This window comes from Clostridioides mangenotii TR (assembly GCF_000498755.1).
In the GTDB taxonomy this organism is placed as follows: Bacteria; Bacillota; Clostridia; order Peptostreptococcales; family Peptostreptococcaceae; genus Metaclostridioides; species Metaclostridioides mangenotii_A.
In genome coordinates, this window is record NZ_AXUS01000012.1 from 61,595 (window position 1) to 83,592 (window position 21,998).

General features: G+C 30.5%; 21 protein-coding genes, 1 pseudogene and 1 riboswitch. Of the genes and pseudogenes, 2 read left to right on the forward strand and 20 right to left on the reverse strand.

The genetic code is table 11. The features are described from left to right. Window positions 1–79: 79 nt before the first annotated feature. From T473_RS0107685 to T473_RS0107695, 3 genes are all read right to left on the reverse strand, one after another. Window positions 80–625: a hypothetical protein gene (locus T473_RS0107685; protein WP_024621385.1), complete on the reverse strand. Its 546-nt coding sequence runs from the start codon at window positions 623–625 to the stop codon at window positions 80–82. A gap of 142 nt (window positions 626–767) precedes the next feature. Beyond that, entirely contained in the window at window positions 768–1,490 is a 723-nt protein-coding gene (locus tag T473_RS0107690; protein WP_024621386.1) for a leucine-rich repeat domain-containing protein, read from the reverse strand. A 195-nt stretch (window positions 1,491–1,685) separates the two neighbouring features. After that, entirely contained in the window at window positions 1,686–2,003 is a 318-nt protein-coding gene (locus tag T473_RS0107695; protein ID WP_024621387.1) for a Fe-S cluster assembly protein HesB, read from the reverse strand. A gap of 199 nt (window positions 2,004–2,202) precedes the next feature. On the opposite strand from T473_RS0107695, the gene T473_RS0107700 reads away from it, so the two are divergent. Beyond that, window positions 2,203–3,063, forward strand: a complete 861-nt coding sequence (locus T473_RS0107700; RefSeq protein ID WP_024621388.1) for a YitT family protein — start codon at window positions 2,203–2,205, stop codon at window positions 3,061–3,063. A 120-nt stretch (window positions 3,064–3,183) separates the two neighbouring features. Here T473_RS0107700 and T473_RS0107705 read toward each other — a convergent pair whose 3' ends face one another. Next, window positions 3,184–3,798: a GNAT family N-acetyltransferase gene (locus T473_RS0107705; RefSeq protein ID WP_051365887.1), complete on the reverse strand. Its 615-nt coding sequence runs from the start codon at window positions 3,796–3,798 to the stop codon at window positions 3,184–3,186. Between the two features lie 340 nt (window positions 3,799–4,138). Between T473_RS0107705 and T473_RS0107710 the strand changes: the two genes are divergently transcribed. Further along, window positions 4,139–5,254 (forward strand): tyrosine-type recombinase/integrase, encoded by a 1,116-nt coding sequence (locus T473_RS0107710; protein WP_024621390.1) that lies wholly within the window; start codon window positions 4,139–4,141, stop codon window positions 5,252–5,254. A gap of 90 nt (window positions 5,255–5,344) precedes the next feature. Here T473_RS0107710 and T473_RS0107715 read toward each other — a convergent pair whose 3' ends face one another. From T473_RS0107715 to pdxA, 16 genes and pseudogenes are all read right to left on the reverse strand, one after another. Beyond that, window positions 5,345–6,004 carry a B3/B4 domain-containing protein gene (locus tag T473_RS0107715; protein WP_024621391.1) on the reverse strand — a complete coding sequence of 220 codons (660 nt, stop codon included), beginning with the start codon at window positions 6,002–6,004 and terminating at the stop codon, window positions 5,345–5,347. A 126-nt stretch (window positions 6,005–6,130) separates the two neighbouring features. Continuing rightward, the gene (locus tag T473_RS0107720) at window positions 6,131–6,409 is read right to left on the reverse strand and encodes a chorismate mutase (RefSeq protein ID WP_024621392.1); all 279 of its coding nucleotides are present in this window, start codon (window positions 6,407–6,409) and stop codon (window positions 6,131–6,133) included. Further along, a pseudogene (aroC, locus tag T473_RS20105) lies at window positions 6,410–7,491 on the reverse strand (chorismate synthase). After that, entirely contained in the window at window positions 7,469–8,314 is an 846-nt protein-coding gene (locus tag T473_RS19725) for a 3-phosphoshikimate 1-carboxyvinyltransferase (RefSeq protein ID WP_330369421.1), read from the reverse strand. Before T473_RS19725 ends, aroC begins: the two are co-directional and overlap by 23 nt. 11 nt (window positions 8,315–8,325) lie before the next feature. Beyond that, window positions 8,326–8,847, reverse strand: a complete 522-nt coding sequence (locus tag T473_RS19730) for a 3-phosphoshikimate 1-carboxyvinyltransferase (RefSeq protein ID WP_330369422.1) — start codon at window positions 8,845–8,847, stop codon at window positions 8,326–8,328. Then, window positions 8,847–9,908 carry a 3-dehydroquinate synthase gene (gene aroB, locus T473_RS0107735; protein ID WP_024621393.1) on the reverse strand — a complete coding sequence of 354 codons (1,062 nt, stop codon included), beginning with the start codon at window positions 9,906–9,908 and terminating at the stop codon, window positions 8,847–8,849. The genes T473_RS19730 and aroB overlap by 1 nt, the downstream gene beginning before the upstream one ends. A gap of 199 nt (window positions 9,909–10,107) precedes the next feature. Continuing rightward, window positions 10,108–11,130 carry a branched-chain amino acid aminotransferase gene (locus tag T473_RS0107740; protein WP_024621394.1) on the reverse strand — a complete coding sequence of 341 codons (1,023 nt, stop codon included), beginning with the start codon at window positions 11,128–11,130 and terminating at the stop codon, window positions 10,108–10,110. A gap of 146 nt (window positions 11,131–11,276) precedes the next feature. Further along, entirely contained in the window at window positions 11,277–12,233 is a 957-nt protein-coding gene (locus T473_RS0107745) for a magnesium transporter CorA family protein (RefSeq protein ID WP_024621395.1), read from the reverse strand. Between the two features lie 238 nt (window positions 12,234–12,471). Continuing rightward, a complete protein-coding gene (gene ftsH, locus T473_RS0107750) occupies window positions 12,472–14,418 on the reverse strand; it encodes an ATP-dependent zinc metalloprotease FtsH (RefSeq protein ID WP_024621396.1) in 1,947 nt (648 codons plus the stop codon). 48 nt (window positions 14,419–14,466) lie between these two features. Continuing rightward, complete coding sequence (locus T473_RS0107755) at window positions 14,467–14,910, reverse strand: MarR family winged helix-turn-helix transcriptional regulator (RefSeq protein WP_024621397.1); 444 nt, start codon at window positions 14,908–14,910, stop codon at window positions 14,467–14,469. Window positions 14,911–15,292: 382 nt separating this feature from the next. Next, a complete protein-coding gene (locus T473_RS0107760) occupies window positions 15,293–16,168 on the reverse strand; it encodes a homoserine O-succinyltransferase (RefSeq protein ID WP_024621398.1) in 876 nt (291 codons plus the stop codon). Window positions 16,169–16,267: 99 nt separating this feature from the next. Next, complete coding sequence (locus T473_RS0107765; protein WP_024621399.1) at window positions 16,268–17,533, reverse strand: O-acetylhomoserine aminocarboxypropyltransferase/cysteine synthase family protein; 1,266 nt, start codon at window positions 17,531–17,533, stop codon at window positions 16,268–16,270. Window positions 17,534–17,639: 106 nt separating this feature from the next. Next, a riboswitch (SAM riboswitch) is annotated at window positions 17,640–17,747 on the reverse strand. Window positions 17,748–17,835: 88 nt separating this feature from the next. After that, complete coding sequence (locus tag T473_RS0107770) at window positions 17,836–18,414, reverse strand: PadR family transcriptional regulator (RefSeq protein ID WP_024621400.1); 579 nt, start codon at window positions 18,412–18,414, stop codon at window positions 17,836–17,838. 220 nt (window positions 18,415–18,634) lie between these two features. Further along, window positions 18,635–19,264 carry a Vat family streptogramin A O-acetyltransferase gene (locus T473_RS0107775; protein ID WP_416361122.1) on the reverse strand — a complete coding sequence of 210 codons (630 nt, stop codon included), beginning with the start codon at window positions 19,262–19,264 and terminating at the stop codon, window positions 18,635–18,637. 253 nt (window positions 19,265–19,517) lie between these two features. Further along, entirely contained in the window at window positions 19,518–20,897 is a 1,380-nt protein-coding gene (locus tag T473_RS0107780; protein WP_024621402.1) for a GntP family permease, read from the reverse strand. Between the two features lie 95 nt (window positions 20,898–20,992). Next, entirely contained in the window at window positions 20,993–21,988 is a 996-nt protein-coding gene (gene pdxA / locus T473_RS0107785; protein ID WP_024621403.1) for a 4-hydroxythreonine-4-phosphate dehydrogenase PdxA, read from the reverse strand. Window positions 21,989–21,998 lie beyond the last annotated feature (10 nt).

Sequence of the window (21,998 nt, forward strand, 5' to 3'; positions counted from 1 at the left end):
CCCTTGTATTATTACATAGGTCCGATATTAATTTAAAAGAATAAAACAAAAAATGTCGATGCTAAATCGACACTTTAATTTAAGTAAACTCTTTACTACTTTCAGGTGAGTCTATTTCTATATTTTTTTCTAATTCCAAATCTACATATACATCCGTGTTTTCAGATAAGTTCTCAGTTATGACTGCAAATTTTTCTTTCGTTTTATTAATATTAGAATCAAGTTCTTCATTATTTTCAACCTTTTTAATAAATTTATAACTGAACTGATTAAACAATATTAGTATAGCTGGTATTATAAAAAAGTGCCTGCTCCCAATAATACCTAGTAATACTGTAAGTATAGATATCTTATTGTTTAGATATAAAAATGAAAAACCAAACAATTTCTTCTCTTCTATTTCAATTGTATAAGATCTAATAAGTGCAAGTATAAAGGTCAAAATACAAAACGGTAATAAAGTATAACTTGATATAACTCCAAGTATCCCTATATTTTCTATATATTTGCTTGGATCATTTAATAAAACAAACATAAAACCATTGAGGTATCCAAATATACAGGATAACATACCAAAGGTAGCCCCAATAGCTTGTGTATACCAGTTTAAATATTTAAATTGCATACTATCATCCTCCTATAAGCTGCCATACTTAATAATATGATTTGAATCGAAGAAATATTTCTAAGTAGCAGAACTATATGGACAATAAAAAACTAGCTTTGGAGAATCAGCTAGTTTTTATTCAATACCTAAAATATTCATTTTATTTAACATTAACGTTTATCATTACAATTTGAGATGAATTTTCATCTTTGTTTATCTCAACTCTTATTTTTGATTTTCCAATTTTCTTTCCTGTTATTATCATATTATTAATGTTAACAACATCATTTTCTGCAGTAACAATTAAATTTAAATCTTTCGGAAGTTCATCTGTAGTCTCCCAGTGTTTATAATAGTCGTCTATATTCTTAGATAAAACATTTCTTAGATCAAATTTTTCATCTACAGCTATATTTATAGAGTTGTGCTTTGTATCCAATTTATATTGGTTTTCTTCTGAGTTTATAAAGTTCAAATCGCTGTTTACGTCCACGCCTCTTTCTTTAAGTTCATTTATCACATTAGGCTCTGTTATATAGTTATTTGCCAAATTTAAAGAATCTATATCTTTTAATTCGGTGATCTCTTTAGGCAACTCTTTGATATTGTTGTTCCAAAAAACAAAGTCATCGATATTTTCTAGGTAAGATATTCCTTCTAAGTTTGTGATTTTCTCTCCAGAAGCATAAAACTCTCCATCTAAAGATTTTACCTTACTTATAGTAAGTTCATCAGGGTGTATGTATCTTTTTATTACAGTTCTCAAGTTCGAATCAGGAAAAATATCTTTAAGTTGAGATTCTGTCAAAACTTTATCTGTACTACTCGCAGGTGATAAAGCTGTGACTGAAATCAACAAAGGTAAAAAAGCATTTAAAATCATAATAACCTCCCATAAAAAATTATATTTACAAATGTATACATAATTATTTCTATGAGAGGTCTTTGTTTCCTTGCAGTTTAGGTGTAATTTCGTTCACTTTATTCTTTTAAATAAATATAAAATTCTACGATTACTCCTAATATATTGTATATAGTTATAGCAAACTTATTTTGGTTTTCAAATTATGACACTAAATTAATTGCCACATCCAGAGCAACCAGAGCAACCACCCATGTCATCCATGTTTTCAGGCACAACTCTAAAACCGTATCCACTGTCTTCTATGACAATATCACCATATTCTTGGTAATCTGCCATGTTCATGATAAAGTTTAGTCCACCGGTTTCGTAAGCGAAATCGTCTTTCTTTTGTTCATCAAGAGCTAGTCCAAAAGATGGTCCACTGCATCCGACACCTTCAAAATAAACTCTTATGCTATTTGGTTTATCTTTATTATCATCTAAAATATTTTTTAGTGTTTCCGCTGCTGTTTCTGGTAATGTTACCTTCATATAATCAATTCCTTTCAGATTTATTTATCGATTTTTGCATCGCTTTCAAATATTATTATACCATATTTATCATAATAAGATGTAAAATGATATTACAAATCAGAATTATTTTTATTATGATTTTTATTGCTGAAATAGCTTTAAAAAAAGTGCTTTTACTGTTATAATATCATATTGGAGCCAATGAGGAGGTGATACTATGAAAAAGCGTAAATTGCCTATTTTGATAGAGATGACAGGTTTAGTTATGGGTTGTATTTCAATGAGTGTCGGTATAAATGCCTTTTTGAAACCCCACACAATTGCTCCTGGTGGTCTTAGTGGTCTTTCTTTATTGTTTAACAAAATTACAGGTCTTCCTGTTTCTGTTGTAATGATGCTTATAGGAGTTCCACTAGTAATACTTGCGTTTAGAATAATGGGTTTAAAAAATTCATTAAAGACATTATTTGGTACAGTTTTATTTTCTGCAATAGTACAATTGACAGATCCATTATCTAGAATGCATTTTACTGAGGATTTAATTCTTTCTTCAATCTCTGGTGGATTGTTAGTTGGGATAGGTCTCGGAATTATGTTTAAAGCCGATGCTTCTACTGGAGGGACTGACCTAATTGCCTTAATACTTAGCAAGAAGTTTCCTGGAATTAAGGTTACTAAATTTATGAGTTGTTTAGATGGTATGATAGTTATATCATCTGGTTTTGTAAATCGCAGTATTGAAACGGCATTATATTCTGGAATGGCACTAATTGTTATAGTAAAGGTTGCTGATATCATAGTAGAAGGTGTTAACTCTTCTAGAGCGTTTTATATTATATCAGAAGAACCTGAAAAAGTTAGAAGCGCCATTACTAAAGAGTTAAATAGAGGTCTTACAATCTTAGATGGTAAAGGCGGATATACTAAAACAAGCAAAGAAGTGCTATTTGTAGTAGTTACAAAAAAACAAGAGTTGTTCTTAAATAGACTAGTCAAAGATGTAGATCCAGAGGCATTTGTAATTGTGTCAGATGTCAAAGAGGTTTATGGAAAAGGATTTAAAGTCTTAGGATCATAAATATAAATAAAAATAGGTCTTATAATAGATTTAGAAAGGTTCTAGTAATTCTTTCCTTATATATTAAGACCTATTTTTATATAAATAGATGTTTAATTAAGTTTGATTAATACAAATAATTTATCGATAACAACAGTATCTATTATATCTTTGTTTTAACAGTTCATATCTATAACACAAAATTCCACTACTTGAAGTAGTTTTAAATTTTAAATTTTTATTACCCATAGATTGTTTAGAGAAGTTTTTGCTAACAGTATCAAGATATCTAAAACCTAAGTTCTTTAGGGGTTTGGTAGAGTTAATATTTTCTTTATATGTCTCCGCTATTATCCTTTTTAGGTTTAATTCATTAAATCCATACCTTATCAAAGGTTCGGTTATTTCAGTTGCATAACCATGGCCCCAATAAGCTGGATTGATACAAATTCCTATCTCAGCTTCTTCAGCATTAACATCTATATTGTTAAAGCCCATATTTCCTATAACTTTGTTATCTTTTTTAGATATAATTGCATAATGCCCTACTCTACCTTTGTTGTAGTTATAGATAAAAAACTCTTTAATAAATTTTCTAGTCTTACTTATACTTGTATGTCTATTAATAGGTAGATATTTTACAACTATATCTAATTTATAGTACTCGTATAGATCTTTTGCATCTTCCAGCCTAACTTCCCTTAGGATGCAGTTCTTACTTTCTAAGGGCTTCATTTGAGAATACTGATGATTCATTATATCCTCTTCCTCTCCTTAATTAAATAATAGTCTCATTATTAGAATACAAAATTAAGGCATCAAAGGTTCTTAAATTTATACAGTAATTAATTATATTATAAAGATGATAATTATTACCCTCCTTTCATTGTAAATAATTGGTGATTATATGTTTTATAAAATTCTAGACATTGAACATATCATAAAATAAATGTTTTATGTTATGTTTAATATACCTTTGTAAATACAATAACATAGGAGTATTAGTTATCTTATGTCAGTAATAATTCAGTTGTTGTTTTGCTTTTTCATCTGCTGATGATATAATATATCTAGCTCTATTAGGAGGTTGTAAACTATGGGAAGTGTATTTATTAGAAAGAGGAGTAAAAACTATATAGTCTACTTGGAATACAAAGATTCAGATACGAGTAAAAGAAAACAAAAAAATATGGGATCTTTTGAAAAGAAAAAAGAAGCAACGAAAAGAATGATCGAGTTAAAAAATAGCCTTTTAAATGATGAACCCGTTGTTAGTGATATGAGTATAAACGAACTAATGTTGAAGTATCTATCTGAAAGACAGGAGAACCTCTCCCCTTCTTCATACAACTACTACATCAGAATTTTTGAAAAATACATAGAACCATTGATTGGAAATTTTAAAATTCATGAATTAAAATCTCAAGATATAATAGACTACATCGATAAACTTAGAAGTTCGTTAAGTGTTAAAACTTTAAACATCCACCTAAATATACTGAGGCTATCATTAGATTTCGCAGTAGACTGTGGATTACTCAATCGAAATGTAGCAAAGTTTATAAAAATAGATAACATTGAATCTAATTATAAACTTAAAAGAGAATTTAATAAAAATGATATAAAGGATATACTTGAGCATTCCAAAGATACAATTCTTGAAATTCCATTGTATCTGGCTAGTGGCGTAGGTCTCAAATTATCAGAAATTTTAGGACTGACTTGGAATAATATCGATTTTAATAATAGTACACTTAGAGTCGATAAAGTATCGGTCAGGGAAAATGGTTCTGTAATCTTAAAAGAACCGAGATCTAAAAGTATTGTTAGAACTATAAGTGTCCCGAAAGAAATCATGAAAAAACTTAAATTGTTAAAAGAAGTGTCTTCCAAAAAAAATATAAAAAACTCTTTAGGAATTAAACAGAATCTTCTATTTTACGATGATAAGGCAAATCCTATCGCTGAGGATGTTATAAGCAGAAAATTAAAGCAGTTTATTAAAAAAAATGATCTTTCAGAGACAACATTTCAAGAATTAAGGCATTTTCATGTATATGTATTAATAGAAGCTGGAGTTTCTGGAAGTGTTATTTCTTCGAGAATTGGGCATTCTAGCGTGTCTACTACATTAAATATGTACTCGGATATTTTCGAAAAGTTCGAAGATGATATCGGTTTAAAAGTTTCTAGAAGTATTTTCGATATGTAATTACATAAAAATAAACTAGCCTATATTGGCTAGTTTATTTTAGTTATCTATATTTATCAGCTATCTATAGTATCAATAAAGTCGCTTTACTTAGCGGACTATTTTTTTATCAATTATCTTAGCTTCTGCATAATCGACTAGTAATTTTTCAGCTATATCCATATATGAATTTAGTTCCTTATCACTATTAAAAGATATTATATTCATAAGTATATGTACCGAATCATCGTTTATCATCGCTCTTGTAGAATCGGAAGTTGTGCTTCCAAATTTTCCTTCTTCATCTTCAAATACAGGAAGATTCTCAATATTTACAGAACCCTTTCCAATTCCTTTGTAGCTTTCCCCTTCTCCACCTACTGTGAAGTTGATTTGTCCAACTATTTTATCTAAATCATAAGTTCCAACAGAATAGGCACTTTTTAAAGATATTAAATTATTAATATCAACTATATTGTTTATTATGTACAGACCATCACCTTTACTTACTCTTCTAAATAATGCTTCTGAGGAAAGTCTATATCTCGTTGGATCTTTTCCGATGCTTCTATAAGCTAATCTAGAGTCATTTATATTTTCTATAGATGATACGTCTTTAGTGTCATATGTATTTTCAATTCTTTTACATTCAGATTCTATCAATTGTAACAGTTCACTGCTAGAATTAGAAACTTTTACATTAGCCTCTATACTTCCAATACATATATCTTGACATTTCCCTTTTAATTTTGTATCTACTTTTAATCTCATATCAATTAAGCTCCTCAAATTATATTTTGTATACACTATGTGAAATATAGTATTTCCAATATTTAAACCTTACATATTTCCAAAGATTAGTCGACAATAATGTAATTATGTTAACCTTCGATATATTTAGTCATTTTTATTATTCTTTCTATTTTGTAAAGATTTGCTTATATCCATAATTGATTCAAAAAATAATAATGCTTCATTTAAATAATCATCGTTTTTAATATTTTCCTCTGCTTTTTTAAGGACTACTTTCTCTCTACCCTCTTGATAGATAGGAAGTTTGTTTTCTTTTTTATGATCTGCTACTTTTAAGACTATATCAAGTCTTTTTTCAAATAACTCTATTAGACCTTTATCAATTATATCAATTTCGTCTCTGTAATCGTTTAATTTATTCATTTATATACTACCCCTCAATAAATCGTATATTCCGATAGCTGTTGCTGCCTCTATTACCGGCAGTACCCTTTGTACTATACATGGGTCATGTCTTCCCTCAATAGCTATTTTTTCTTCTTTATAATCTTTAAAATTTACTGTGTTTTGAGTTTTAGCTATTGATGGTGTAGGTTTTATCGCTACTTTAAAAATTACAGGCATTCCATTTGTGATTCCACCTAAAATACCACCATTATTGTTAGTCTTAGTTTTTATAACCTTTTTATCAAGGTAAAATTCATCATTGCATTCAGATCCATACATATCAGCAACTCCAAATCCGGCACCAAACTCTACACCTTTAACTGCCGGTATAGAAAACATAAGGTGAGATATGACAGACTCTACAGAATCAAAAAACGGATCTCCTACTCCTGGTTTTAGACCGACAACAGCACACTCTACTACTCCACCTACAGAGTCGGTTGACATTATTGCATAGTTTATAAGTTTTTCCATATCTGCAGCTTTTGATTTATCAATTACTGGAATTGATAGTTTTTTAATTCCTCAAGGTCTTTTTTAGAAATATTAGCATAGTCAAAACTTACATCTTCTATACAATTTATTTTTTTAATATGAGAACCTATAAAGATCCCTTTTCTTTTTAAAATCTGTTTGCAAATAGCCCCGCAAAATACTAACGGTGCTGTAAGTCTACCTGAAAAGTGTCCTCCTCCTCTGTAGTCATTAAAAGTGTTGTACTTTACATAACCTGTGTAATCTGCATGTCCAGGTCTTGCTAAATCTTTTATTTTGCTGTAGTCATTTGATTTTTTATCCTCGTTTTTTATTACAGCACACAGTGGCGTTCCTGTCGTTTTACCATCAAAATATCCACTGAGTATATCGGGCATATCTGATTCTTTTCTCTTACTTGATAAAAGACTTTTCCCTGGAGATCTTCTAGACATCTCTGTATAAACCTCGCTTAAATCCAGTTCTATCCCAGGCTCAAGTCCATCTATGTTAATTCCTATTGAATTTCCATGTGACTCCCCGAATAAAGATATTTTTATATTATTTCCCCAAATTCCACTCATCTATTTTTCCTCCTAATTCAATGAAGTCTTTGTAAAAATTTGGATACGATTTCGATATACATTCACTATCACAAATGACGATTTCTTCCTCACAAAAACAAGAAGCTATAGAAAGCATCATTGCAATCCTATGATCGTTGTGACTCCACACCTTAATCCCTCCACGAAGCTTATCAACACCCTTTATAATCAAGCTGTCTTCTGTAGCTTCTATGTCTCCCCCTAATTTAAGGAGTTCTAATCTTGTAGCTTCTAGTCTATCGCACTCTTTAAGTTTAAGCCTGTGAGCATTTACAATTTTTGTTTCACCTTTGCTTAATGTTGCAACTAAAGAAAGTACAGGAATAATGTCAGGGCATTGTGATGCATCTATAGTCGTACCTGTAAGTTCTCTTGATATATTGTAAAGTTTATCATTTACAAATTTTGATGATGTTCCCATACTATCTAAAATACCAATTATTCTCTTGTCTCCCTGAAGGCTATCCTCTTTTAAGCCAGATAAAGATATATCAGATCCTAGGGCATTAGCACATAGAAAATATGCTCCTTGTGAGTAATCTCCCTCTACTCTGTAATTACAATTTTTGTACTCTTGATTTCCCTTTATAGTAAACTCTCTGTAACCCTTATTTTTAATATCTATACCAAATGACTTTAAAACTAATATGGTTAAATCTAAGTATGATTTTGACTCAAATTCTGTAGTTATATATATCTTAGAGTCACCATTAAGTAAAGGAAGTGCAAATATTAGTCCCGATATAAATTGTGAGCTAACATTTCCCTCAATATAAAATTCACCAGGTTTTAAATTATCCAAAACTGTTAAATCTAGTTCTTCGCTTTTAAACTCATACCTGATATTTTGATCATCAAAATTTTATAGTAAATACTTAATGGTCTTTTTCCTAAGTTTCCTCTACCTATATACCTTGCAGGTTTTGAAAGTGCTGAAAATATAGGAATAATAAATCTTAATGTAGATCCAGATTCACTACAGTCCACAGTTGGTATATTTTTTTCGAAGTTTATATTTTCATTAGTTAAATCATAATTGCATATTTGAAATTGTTCTTTATCTTGAACTTGTTTTTTGTATTCAAATTTTCTTACCATTTCTTTAGATTTTATTCCTTGTATATATAAACTTTTTCCTTCAACTGTAATTTCAGCTCCAAGTATTTTCATTGCTTTTATTGTAGAATTAATATCATCAGAAAAATCTATATTTTCGATTATACTAGTTCCAGAAGCTAATGAAGCACAGATTATGGCTCTGTGTGACATACTTTTAGATGGAGGAACTATTACTTCTCCATTTAATTCTGAAGGGTATAACTTTATGTCTGCCATTATATTTCCTCCTCAAAGAAATCAAGAGTAGTATCGTATATATAGCTTTCACCGATTTCTTTAAGTAATACTACTTTAAGTGTTGATCCAATATTTTTTTTATCATTTTTTATAAACTCCATTAAGGATTTTAAACTTACATCTAGTTTATATGCTAGTCCTTGCTCTAACAAGATGTCTTTTATTTCATCAGAAGTTCCATCTTTAGTGAGACCTTTTCTTTCGCCAATAAGCGCTATATTGTACATCCCAATGGCAACAGCTTCTCCATGAGTATACTTTTCAAAATTGTAGTATTTTTCTACAGCATGTCCAAGTGTGTGTCCAAAGTTTAGGATCATTCTTTCATTTAGATCCCTTTCATCACTTTCTACCATTTCTTTCTTAATCGAGCAACAATGGTAAATTATATCATCGATATTGTCTGTAATTTCATTTATAGTTTTCAATGACTTCAATTTATAAAAGAAGTCTTTATCTTTTATACAACCATATTTTATGACTTCTGCCATTCCATCTTTAAAATACTTATCAGGTAAAGTATTTAGAACAAGTGGGTCTATAAAAACGGCTTTAGGATGATAAAAGTTGCCAACTAAATTTTTTCCTCTTTCTAAATTAATACCTACTTTCCCTCCAACCGAACTGTCAACTTGCGCAAGTAGAGATGTTGGTATTTGAATAAACGGAATCCCTCTTAAAAATGAAGATGCTACAAATCCACATATATCGCCCACTACCCCACCACCTAAAGCTATAAGCAAATCGTTTCTGGTAACGTCAAAGTCAATAAGCCTATTATATATTTTGGGCAAACTATCTAATGACTTTGACATTTCTCCTGGTTTTATAACTATAGAATCTACATCGAAATCATTTTTAAGAAGAGAGCTTTCAAGTCTACCTGTATAATAATTATTTACATTTTCATCCGTAATGATTACTGCTTTTTTGCATTGATGTACTTCCTTTATTTTTTTACCTATAGAATCAAAGCTGTTATTTTCTATTCTTATGCAGTATGTACTTTTTTCTAAATTTACATATACTTTTCTTTTCATATATATCATTCCTTATATTAATTCAATTATTATTAAATCCTGTCATAATCGTATCATATTTTTTTAATAACTACAATTTCATAAAATTAATAAATAGATAAAAATAAAGATTCGTATATTAGATAGCAGTATCTTTACAATAAAAAAGGAGAATTCGTTTGAATTCTCCTTTTTATCAACTTTTATTTATTAAATTCTATTATTTAACTTTTGTTACCCATCCTTCTGGAGCTTCTACATCACCAGTTTGGATTCCAGATAAAGTATCGTATAATTTTTTAACCATTGGTCCAACTTCTGTTTCACTGTGGAATACATGTAATTTACCATTGTGTTCAATTCCACCAATAGGAGTTATAACTGCTGCAGTACCACAAGCTCCTGCTTCAGCATACTCATCAAGTTTGTCAATATAAACAGACTCTTGAGCTGTTTCTAATCCTAAGTATTCTTTTGCAACATGTAGTAAAGATAATTTAGTTATACTTGGTAATATTGATGATGAATCTGGAGTAACAAATCTGTTATCTTTTGTGATAGCAAAGAAGTTAGCTGCTCCAACCTCATCTATTTTAGTATGAGTACCTGGATCTAGGTATATACAGTCAGCAAATCCTTTATCAACTGCTTCTTGATGAGCTAATAAACTAGCTGCATAGTTTCCACCAACTTTGTCTTTACCAGTTCCATGAGCTGCTGCTCTATCGTAGTTAGTAGTTATGTAGTTTACTGGAGACATACCACCTTTATAGTATGGTCCAACTGGCATACAGAATATTCCAAATATGTACTCTTTAGCAGGTCTAACACCTATATTTTCTCCTACACCAATAACAAATGGTCTTAAGTATAAAGTTGCTCCAGTTCCATATGGTGGAACATAAGCTTCGTTAGCTTTAACAAGTTCTATACAAGCGTTTACAAATTTTTCTACAGGAACTTCAGGCATTAAAAGTCTTTTACAACTTCTTTGCATTCTCAAAGCGTTTTCCTCAGGTCTAAATAATTGGATTCCACCATCTTTATTAGTGTAAGCCTTTAAACCTTCGAAACATTGTTGTCCATAATGTAAAGCAGTAGAACCTTGATTTATTGTTACTGTATCTTCTTCTACTAGAGCACCATTATCCCAGCTGCCATCTTTCCAGTAAGAAATGTAACTTCTGTCTGTTTTCAAGTAGTCAAATCCTAGTTCTGACCATTTAATATCTTTTTTTTGCATGTTGTTTCCTCCTTATAGTTTATGTAATTACATGTCTAATTATATAACATTGATATATCTTTTTCAACAAAATAAAATTATTGGTCGAATAATGTTCTCTTTTAGGTTATAAATAGATAATTTATAAACAAAGAAAATAATTTGTATTATAATAATTTTTTTATTTTAAAAATAATAAAACCGATAACTACAATAGAAATCATCACAAGTAAAATGAACGGATATCCATAGACCCACCCTAGCTCAGGCATGTGTCTAAAGTTCATACCGTATATACCTGTAATTATTGTAAGTGGCGCAGATATAGCTGTTACAAGTGTTAATTTTGTTATTAAATTATTTGTTTTTTCACCTACTTTTGATGAATAGATATCTAGCAATTTATCAGAGAGCTCTCTTGTGGATATAGCAAAATTGTATAATCTATCTACACCTAAGTCAGTTCTCTGCATATTTTCAATACAGTGTTTTTTTACTTTAGGATATTTTAAGTACCTGACATTTTCTTTAACGGCTCTATCTCCTATATATAAAAGAGGTCTAATCGTTTTTACAATGTCTCTTGCAAGACCTCTAACATAACTTATTCTATCGGAATAACTGTTATTTACTTTATCTGACAGATCATCCTCTATTTCTAATATTAAGTCTTCAACTGCCTCTAAAGATTCAAAGCCACTTACGATTATCTCTTTAAAGATAAAGTAGTTTATTTGGAAAATTGCAACTTGAGGATCTTCTTCTAGAGCAGGACTTTGAAACATTATATTTTTTATAAGTTCAAATATAAAATGTTCCTCAGTAACTACTACTAATATAAAGTTATCCGCTAAGTAAATATTCACTTCTTCAATAACTGTTTGTTTCCCTTTTATCTCAAATGTATTTAAGCTCAGATAATCATACTCATCGTATAAATGCAGTTTGGTTACATCGTCGTATCTAAGTGAATCCCTATAAGTAGTTTCATCTATATTTAAAATGTCCTTAAAATATAACAAATTCTCAGGGTTGCAAAGAATCACATATGAATTATCTTTATTATAAAAATTTTCATCTATATTTTCAATAACTTTCTTTGTGTTTAAATTTAATACGTACATATTTTTTTATCTTCTCCTCAAATTATTGTCCTATATCTATTATATATTATTATCAGTAAATTATTTTAGTTTTAAATTATTTACATCTATATATTTTTTAATTGAATTAATTACATCATATTAATTAGATAATAAAACTCTATATTGAATTATAAATATAATAAAGCTTACTTTAAAAACAAATAGATTGAAGTAAAAGCTATACAACTTCTACTTCAATCTACAAAACACTTATATATTAACTTTCTTTATTTAAATCTATATCTTCTTTTGTGTTATCTTTATTTTCAAGAATCTCCATAAATTCATCACCAGTTATTGTTTCTTTTTCAAGAAGGTATGCAGCTAATTCATGTAGTTTATCTATATTGTCTTTTAAAATTTGAATAGCGTCTTGATGACAAGCTTTTATTAGAGCTAAAACCTCTTCATCAATTTTAGCTGATGTATCTGGCGAACATGCTAGTGAAGCATCTCCTCCAAGGTACTGATTATTTACTGTTTCAAGAGCCATCATATCAAATTCTTCACTCATACCTAGTCTAGCTATCATAGATCTAGCTATCTTAGTTGCTTGCTCAATATCGTTTGAAGCACCAGATGTGCTTGTGTTAAATATAACTTCTTCTGCTGATCTACCACCTGTTAGGGTTCTAATTTTCTCGATTGCCTCTTCTTTACTCATTAGAACATTCTCTTGTTCAGCAACTTGCATTGTGTATCCAAGTGCACCTGATGTACGAGGTATTATAGTTATTTTGTGTACAGGAGCCGAGTTTTTACCTACAGCGGCCACTAACGCATGACCTATCTCATGGTAAGCAATTATACGTTTTTCCTTAGCAGATATAACTGCTCCTTTACGTTGATAACCTGCTATTACAGTTTCTACAGACTCTTCTAAATCTTCCTGCATAACTACATCTCTATTACACTTTATAGCTCTAAGTGCCGATTCATTAACTATATTTGCCAGATCAGCACCAGACGCTCCCGATGTAGCCCTTGCTATTGTATTAAAATCTATATCATCAGATATTTTTATTTTTTTAGAGTGAACTTTTAGTATTGACTCTCTACCTCCTAAGTCAGGAAGTTCAACTGGAATACGTCTATCGAATCTACCTGGTCTAAGTAGAGCTTTATCAAGACTCTCTGGTCTATTCGTAGCAGCTAGTATAACAACTCCCGAACCTCCGTCAAATCCATCCATCTCACTTAAAAGTTGGTTTAGAGTCTGCTCACGCTCATCATTTCCGCCAAATCCTGAGCCATTATCCCTTTTCTTACCTATTGTATCTATCTCATCTATAAATACGATACAAGGCGCTTTTTCTTTAGCTTGTTTGAATAAGTCTCTTACCCTTGAAGCGCCCATACCAACAAACATCTCTACGAATTCTGATCCTGAAATAGAAAAGAACGGTACTCCTGCTTCACCAGCTACTGCTTGTGCAAGAAGTGTCTTACCTGTTCCTGGAGGTCCAACTAAAAGAGCTCCTTTAGGCATCTCAGCACCTATTTTTTTGTATTTAGCAGGATTGTTCAGGAAGTCAACTATTTCTGTAAGAGCTTCTTTTGCTTCATCTTGACCAGCAACATCAGCAAATGTCTTTCCGCTTTTGGCAGATACATATACTTTAGCATTGCTCTTTCCAAACTGCATGGAGTTTCCACCCATTTTTTTCTGCATTGACTTCATAATCATATTCCCAACAAACATAAATATAGCTATCGGAATTATCCAACCTATTAAAAAGTTTACTAGAGGAGAGTTTTCACGAGGTATATCAGTAGAAAATTTCACATCAGCTTTTTCTAATCTTTTTACTAAATCTGGATCATTATCCATTTTACCAGTGATAAATTTTTTCTCATTTAGTTCATTATCTGTATTTTTGCTTTCGAAAGGATTGATATTTTCTTTGTTATCATTTTTGCTGTTTTCTTTTTCAGTAGCTTCTTTTTTATTATCTGGCTTTTGAGTTATCAATATTTTATTTGGCTGAATTTCAACTTCTTTTACTTTCCCATCATCTAACATAGCAATAAATCGTCCATAATCTATTTCTTCTATTTTTCTATCGCCTACCATCGGGCGCGCAATATTAAATACCATAACTAATATTATAATTAAAGCATAGGTGTAAAAAGTAGGTATTTTGGGATTTTTATTTTCATCCATATTGTCATCTCCTCAATTAAGATTAATTTAATTTTCACTTAGGTGTAGTTATTTACACTCTATACAAGAAAGCAATTTATCCAATTTATCTAAACCGCTTACTATATCTTTCATATCCTGAATTTTATCTTCAGTTAGATTTTCAAAATAGTTATCAAATACGCTAGACTCTAAGTTAGTTTGTATATCCATAAATTTTTCTGCAAGAACTACCCTAACAATCCTTTGATCCTCACTATCTCTTACACGGTTGATAAATCCGTTTTTTTCAAGTCTTTTACATATAACAGAGACATTGCTGTTTGTCATGCTTAGATTTTTACTTAAATCGCTTATCTTCTCTTCGCCATTTTCGTAAAGGTCGAGCAAAATAACAGCTTGAACTGATGTAATACCAAAAGGTTTATAGTGTTCATTTAGCATATTTGTAAACTTATTATGTATATTTCTATTGTATTCCATAATCTTGTGTTTGAAAACAACCTCATCCATAAATAACATCTCCTTATCTTATCAATATTAATATAGTTGCATACATTAAATATTCAATAGTTAAATATTTCCAATCATAATATTTAACACCATAATGTTTAATATATTAAATGTTATCTTAATATAATTATTAAGTCAATAGAAAGGTTACTATTTATATAGCGTTATTTATCTACTTATAGAAAACCATATGAATATGTACTTTATATGAACAAATGAACAAAAATAATTTATAGAAAAAAATTAATAACATCTTAATACCCTATGGATGTATCTTAGAAACAATTGTACACAATAAAAAAGAGAGTGGTTACCCCTAACACTCTCTTTTTCTTGTTATATTTTTCAACTCTATTAATAAAGGAGGTTATTAACTAAGTGGTTAAATCAAATAATTATTTATCCAATTTTTAAATAAAAGCTCTGAATGTTCCTTCCACTTTACTTCCGGTTCTTTGAAAGGATCATCGTCAGGATAGTAGTTTATTGGTATTTCTATTTCAACTTCCTTTTCTATATCTCTTTTGTACTCTTTATCCAATGTCTCTTTAGCATACTCGCTGTGCCCCATTACATATATATCTCTAGTATTAGCAATAATATAAGCTCCAGCTTTATCAGAGTAGCTAACTAGATTTAGTTCGGAGTTATTTTTTATATCATTAATATCTATAGTCGTATGTCTCGAGTGAGGAGCAAAAAACAACTCATCAAAATTTTCTACTATCTTACTATCTTTATTTACTTTATGTTCAAATACACCAAAGCATTTTTTCTCAAGTGGATGTTTTTTGATATTGTAATCTTTATAAAGTCCTGCTTGTGCCGCCCAACAGATATATAAAGTAGATTTAGAATTTGTTTTGCTAAAATCTATAATATCCTTTAATTCATCCCAATAATCAACTTCTTCAAACTCCATTTGTTCGACCGGAGCCCCTGTTATTATTACCCCATCATAATTAGTGTCTTTTATATCTTTTAGTGATTTATAGAAATCCGAAGTATACTCATTGCAAACTCTTCTGCTTTTTCTACACGAAATATTTATAAAATCTATCAGTAAATCTCCCCCAAATTTATCTAATCTTCTAAGTAAATCCAACTCTGTATCAATTTTTATAGGCATAAGATTTAGTATAGCAATCTTTTTGTATTTATTTTTATTTAGTATGTAATCCTCCGCACAGACTACATCAATCCCCTCATCAACCAATATCTCTATAGCTGGTAATCCTCTTGTAAGTATTAATGACATAACGCATCTTCCTTTACTTCAACAAATTTATTCTAAATTCAGAACTCTAAATAATATAAGCTACTTTAATATTAAACTAAATAATAAGCTAATTTAGAATTAAAACTTTAATGCCTGATCTAAATCAGCTATAAGATCATCTACATTTTCTATTCCCACCGATAATCTTATAAGTGACGGATGTATTCCTATATCAATAAGTTCACTTTCTGATAACTGTCTATGAGTAGTAGATGCTGGATGAATAACTGAAGTTCTAACATCAGCAACATGAGTAACCAGTGCCGCAACATTTAACTTGCCTACAAATTTTTTGGCGTTTTCTATGCCGCCTTTAACGTTGAATGATAAAACTCCACTTGCACCTTTAGGAAGGTATTTTGTAGCATTATCGTAGTACTTATTACCTTCTAAACCTGGATAGTTTATAGAATTAATATTTTTATGATTTTGTAAAAACTTTGCTATAGCAAGAGCATTAGAACTATGTCTTTCCATTCTAAGGTGTAGTGTTTCAATATTTTGATTAGTTAAGAAAGCATTAAATGGGCTTTGGCAGTTTCCATGATCTCTCAAAAGTTGAACTCTCGCTTTTGTTATATAAGCAGCTTGCCCGAATGTTTCAGTATAACTTAATCCATGGTATGAAGGATCAGGATCAACTAATTCTTTGAATTTGCCATTCTCCCAATTGAAGTTACCTCCATCGACAACTATTCCCCCTAAAGCAGCAGCATGGCCATCTAAGTATTTTGTAGTTGAATGAGTTACTATATTAACACCGTATTCAATTGGATTGCAAAGGTATGGTGAAGCTAGTGTGTTGTCTATGATTACTGGCAAATCTAGAGCTTTTCCTACATATACTATCTTTTCTAAATCTAGTACTTCAAGTGTAGGATTCGCTAATGTCTCACCAAAAACAGCCTTTGTTTTATCGTTTGCTAAAGCTATTATTTTATCAGCGTCATCATCTAAGTTGAATTTTATTAAGTCTATACCTAACTTCTTAAATGTGTGACCAAATAAGTTTATACTACCTCCATATACTTTTGAAGAACATAAGAAGTTATCTCCTGCTTGGCATATATTAAGTATTGCAAGTAAGTTCGCCGCTTGACCTGATGATGCTGCAAGTGCACCAACCCCACCTTCTAATAGATTGATCTTTTCTTCTAGGGCCTGAACTGTTGGGTTGCTAAGTCTTGAATAAAAGTGTCCTGCAGCTTTTAAATCAAATAAATCAGCCAATTGATCTAATTCATCGTATTTGAAAGTGGTACTTTGATGTATTGGCACTACTCTCGCTTCTCCACTCTCTGGTTTATAATTTCCTTGTACACATATTGTTTCTTTTTGTGACATTTAATTGTCCCCCTTTGATTTAATTTAAAATTAAATAAATCGCGATGAGCTCTTAAATAAAAAATAAGAGCCTGAGTATACTCAGGCTCTTTAATAAGCTTAGTTATACTCATCTTTCAGCTATCACGCTGCAGGATTTAGCACCAATGTATAATAAATATATACTGGTTGCCGGGTTTCATAGGGCCAGTCCCTCCACCACTCTGGATAAGATTTAATTTAATTTTGTGTTGTTCTCATGATATATTCTTCCAATAATTTTGTCAACTCTTTTTTATAATCTTTTTTAAAACAATTTTGTTTTAGGTGTTTTTATTCAGATCGTCCTTAAAGTCGCTTATCCATAAATACAGCGTTTTAAAGATATTTGATTGTTGTTTAACAATAGATTTATTTATAAAATTTAATTTGAGATTTTTATCTTTCAATTCTGTATCTTCTAAGCCTTTGTTTTCTATATCGTTTGTATTTCTTAAAGTTTTATCTAATTCCATCATACTAGTTTCTATATTAGTTCTAATTGAATTAGTCAGGTCATTAGCATCTTCACTGGATAAGTTATTTATGTTTGTAATAACTGCATTAAATTCAAGCATTATATCTATATGATTGCTAGCGGCTTTTTTCATCAATTCCATATAATACGCTTTTCCAAATTTGGTAATAGAATAAATTGTCTTTTCAGGCATTCTACCCTCTCTTATACTTTCGCTCGACAAATACCCTTTTTTCTCTAACTGGATTGTCTTTTTATATATTGAAGGTGTACTTATTTTAACCCACTTAGATATTCCAGTTTTTTCTATACTTTTTTGAATCTCATAAGCGCTTTTAGGTTCTTTATATAGATCACCTAGTATCGCTAAGTCTACAGAAGACATTTAATCACCTTCCTATTATTTATTATAAATTAAGATATACAAAAAACTACTTTAAAAATTATACTTTATATATTTATTTAAGTCTTTAGATTACAAGATTTTACATAACTGTATAAAACAGTACTATACTATATACTATTCGTCAATATACCTACTGTTTATAGATGATACCACATAATATAACATTTTATAAATTTATTAATTAATTTAAATCATAGTATTATATATTTTTAATTAGGTTCAAATCTCCACTACAAAGTATATCTAAATTCTCAAATATTTTCTCAGGTGACCAATTCCACCACTGAATATATAGTAAATATTCAATAAGATCATCGTTAAATCTTTTTTTTATAATTTTACAAGGATTGCCCCCTGCAATACAGTAAGCTGGTATGTTTTTGGTTACAACGGAATTAGCAGCAATTATAGCTCCATCTCCAATTTGTACTCCAGGCATCACAGTTACATTCTGCCCTATCCAGACATCATTACCAACTACTGTATCTCCCTTAAACGGTAAATCTTTGCTTGTAGGGGTTGATTTTTCCCACCCAGAGCCCATTATATTAAACGGATATGTAGTTATAGAATTCATCCTATGATTTGCACCATTCATCACGAATTCTATACCTTTAGCGATAGCGCAAAATCTTCCTACTATAAGTTTATCCCCTAAAAATTCATAGTGATGTGTAACATGTTTTTCAAACTTCTCAGCTCCATTTATATCATCGTAGTATGTGTATTCTCCAATAATGATATTAGGGCGAGTCACTACATTTTTTATGTAACAAATAGATTTTATATCTTTATTTGGATATATTGAATTTGGATCAGGTCCATACATAATTTAATCCTCCCATATAGATTTCATATCAATTATATTTGTATCTTATTTTTTATTTTATCATTTTTTACAGTAAAGTCATAATATACTTTTCAGATTAAATAGTATTTCAAGGTAATTATTAAATGCAATGGGATCTTGGGTTGATTTAATTTCGAATTTATAATAAAAAAACTGTACAGTAGATACTTTTACATAGCATCTAGCAGTACAGCTTTTTTATATCATATTATTTATTTAATCAAACATTACACTATAAAAATATACTTATTATTAATAATTCAACAAAACCTACACCCCATACTATAGTACTAGCTATAGAATAACCTCTAATTTGGTCTTTAGCTTCAGTAACTCCAAGAGTTCTATTAACAACCCAAAAGTATGAATCATTGAAGTGTGAGAATACTAGAGAACCTATACAAGCAGATAAAACTGCAAGTTCAGGACTAAGGCCAAGTGTTGCCATCATTGGTGCAGTAACTGAAGCAGCAGTAGTCATCGCAACAGTACCACTTCCTTGTATAAGTCTTATTATAGAAGATATAGCAAATGGTATTACTACTGCTGGAAGTGCAGTTTGAGCTATCAATCCAGCTATATAATCACCAGATCCACTATCTCTTATTATCATACCTAAAGCTCCACCAGCTCCTGTCACAAGCATTATAACACCAGCTGATTTTATTCCTTTTTCCATTGCTCCTATTATTTCATTTCTTTCGTATTTAGCACCTAATCCATAAATTGCTACTATAAGACCAATACCAACTGCTATTATAGGAGATCCTAAGAAATCTATAGCTCCAGCCATAGGGCCAGAATATTTAAATAATGCAGCAACTGTATTTATAAGTATTAATAATATTGGTACAATTATAGGCATAAATGACATTAGAGATGAAGGTAAGACTTCAGAAGAATCACCTAATACATCTGCATTTGAAGGAGCAACATATTCTGTTAAATAAGTTTCTCCGTCTTCAGATGGCACTCTATACATTTTTTTACCTATATATTTCGCGTACATAAGACCTGCAATTGTCATAGGTATAGCACATATTATACCAAGAAGTAGTACAGTTCCTACATTAGCACCATATATACCTGCAACTCCAACTGGTCCAGGAGTAGGAGGCACTAATGAGTGAGTTATTACAAGACCTATTGCTAGTGATAAACCAAGTGAAATAACTGATTTTCCAGTATTTCTAGAAATTGATTTAGCAAGTGGTGAAAGTATAACGAATCCTGAGTCACAGAATATCGGGATAGATACAAGGAAACCAGTGATAGCTAATGCTAACTCTTCTCTTCCTTTACCAAGCTTCTTAACAAATACCTGAGCCATTTTTTTTGCAGCTCCAGATACTTCGAAGATCTCTCCCATCATGACACCAAAACCGATTATAATACCTATACTTCCAAGTGTGTTACCAAAACCTTTTGTAATGCTACCTACTACGTCTGCTGCTCCCATTCCGCCAACTAGTCCAGTGACAGATGCAGCGATAATCATAGCTAAAAACGGATGCAACTTTGTCTTTAGCATCATGAAAATTAACAGAGTAATACCTAGTCCAAGCCCTAATAAAAGTTGTGGGCCTGACGATACCAATGTTGTTGTTTCCATATCATTATTCTCCCTTAAAATTAATATAATTATTTCAATTGATTTATATAAACTAACATATTAGTTATCAAATATAATTTGTATAGCTTATAAATCTATTTGCCAAATTTAGGTGCATAATCTGCTGCAAGTCTTATTGCTTCAACTAAACTTATTTCATCGGCTATATTTTTACCAGCTATATCAAATGCTGTTCCATGATCAACTGAAGTTCTTAAAAATGGCATATTGTTTGTTATAGATATAGTCTTGTGGAAATCCACTGTTTTAGTTGCTATATGACCTTGATCATGGTATAGAGATAAAACAGCATCGTATTTTCCTTGAAGACCAAAGAAGAATACTGAATCTGCTCCTATAGGACCTATTACATCTATTCCATCAGCTTTGGCTCTTTCTATTGCTTTTTCTATATATCTTTCTTCATCGCCAAATAACCCATGTTCACCACAGTGAGGATTTAATCCAGCTACAGCTAATTTACCGTTTTTAATTCCCAACTCATCAAGTGACTGCTTTGATCTAACTATAAAGTCGTACATATTTTCCTCTGTAACTAAATCGCAAGCATTTCTTAAAGAAACGTGTCTGCTTAAAAAGAATACTCTTAAGTCGCGAACTTGGAACATAGTAAGAGGATTATGAGTATTTGTTAAAGCCTCTAAAACTTCTGTATGACCTATATACGGTACATTACCAGCTTTAAATGCCTCTTTGTTAATAGATGTTGTGGCAACTGCATCTATCTTTTTATCTAAAGCGAATTCAACTGACTTTTCTACATATTCATATGATGCTTTTCCACACATACCGCTTACTTTACCAAATTCAAACTTGTCCATATCTATATTGTCTAAATCTATTAAGTTAAGTGTTTTATTATTGTAATCGCCATCTTTAACATCTTCTATTACTTTTATTTCAAGATCTAAATCACATATTTTTATAGCATTTTCTAATACTTTTTTATCTCCGAAAACTACTGTATTTGCATAACTATTTGTATCTTCTCTCGCTATTGATTTTACTACTATTTCAGGCCCGACTCCCGCTGGGTCACCTATTGGTACACCTATGAATGGTTTTTGCATAAAATTACCT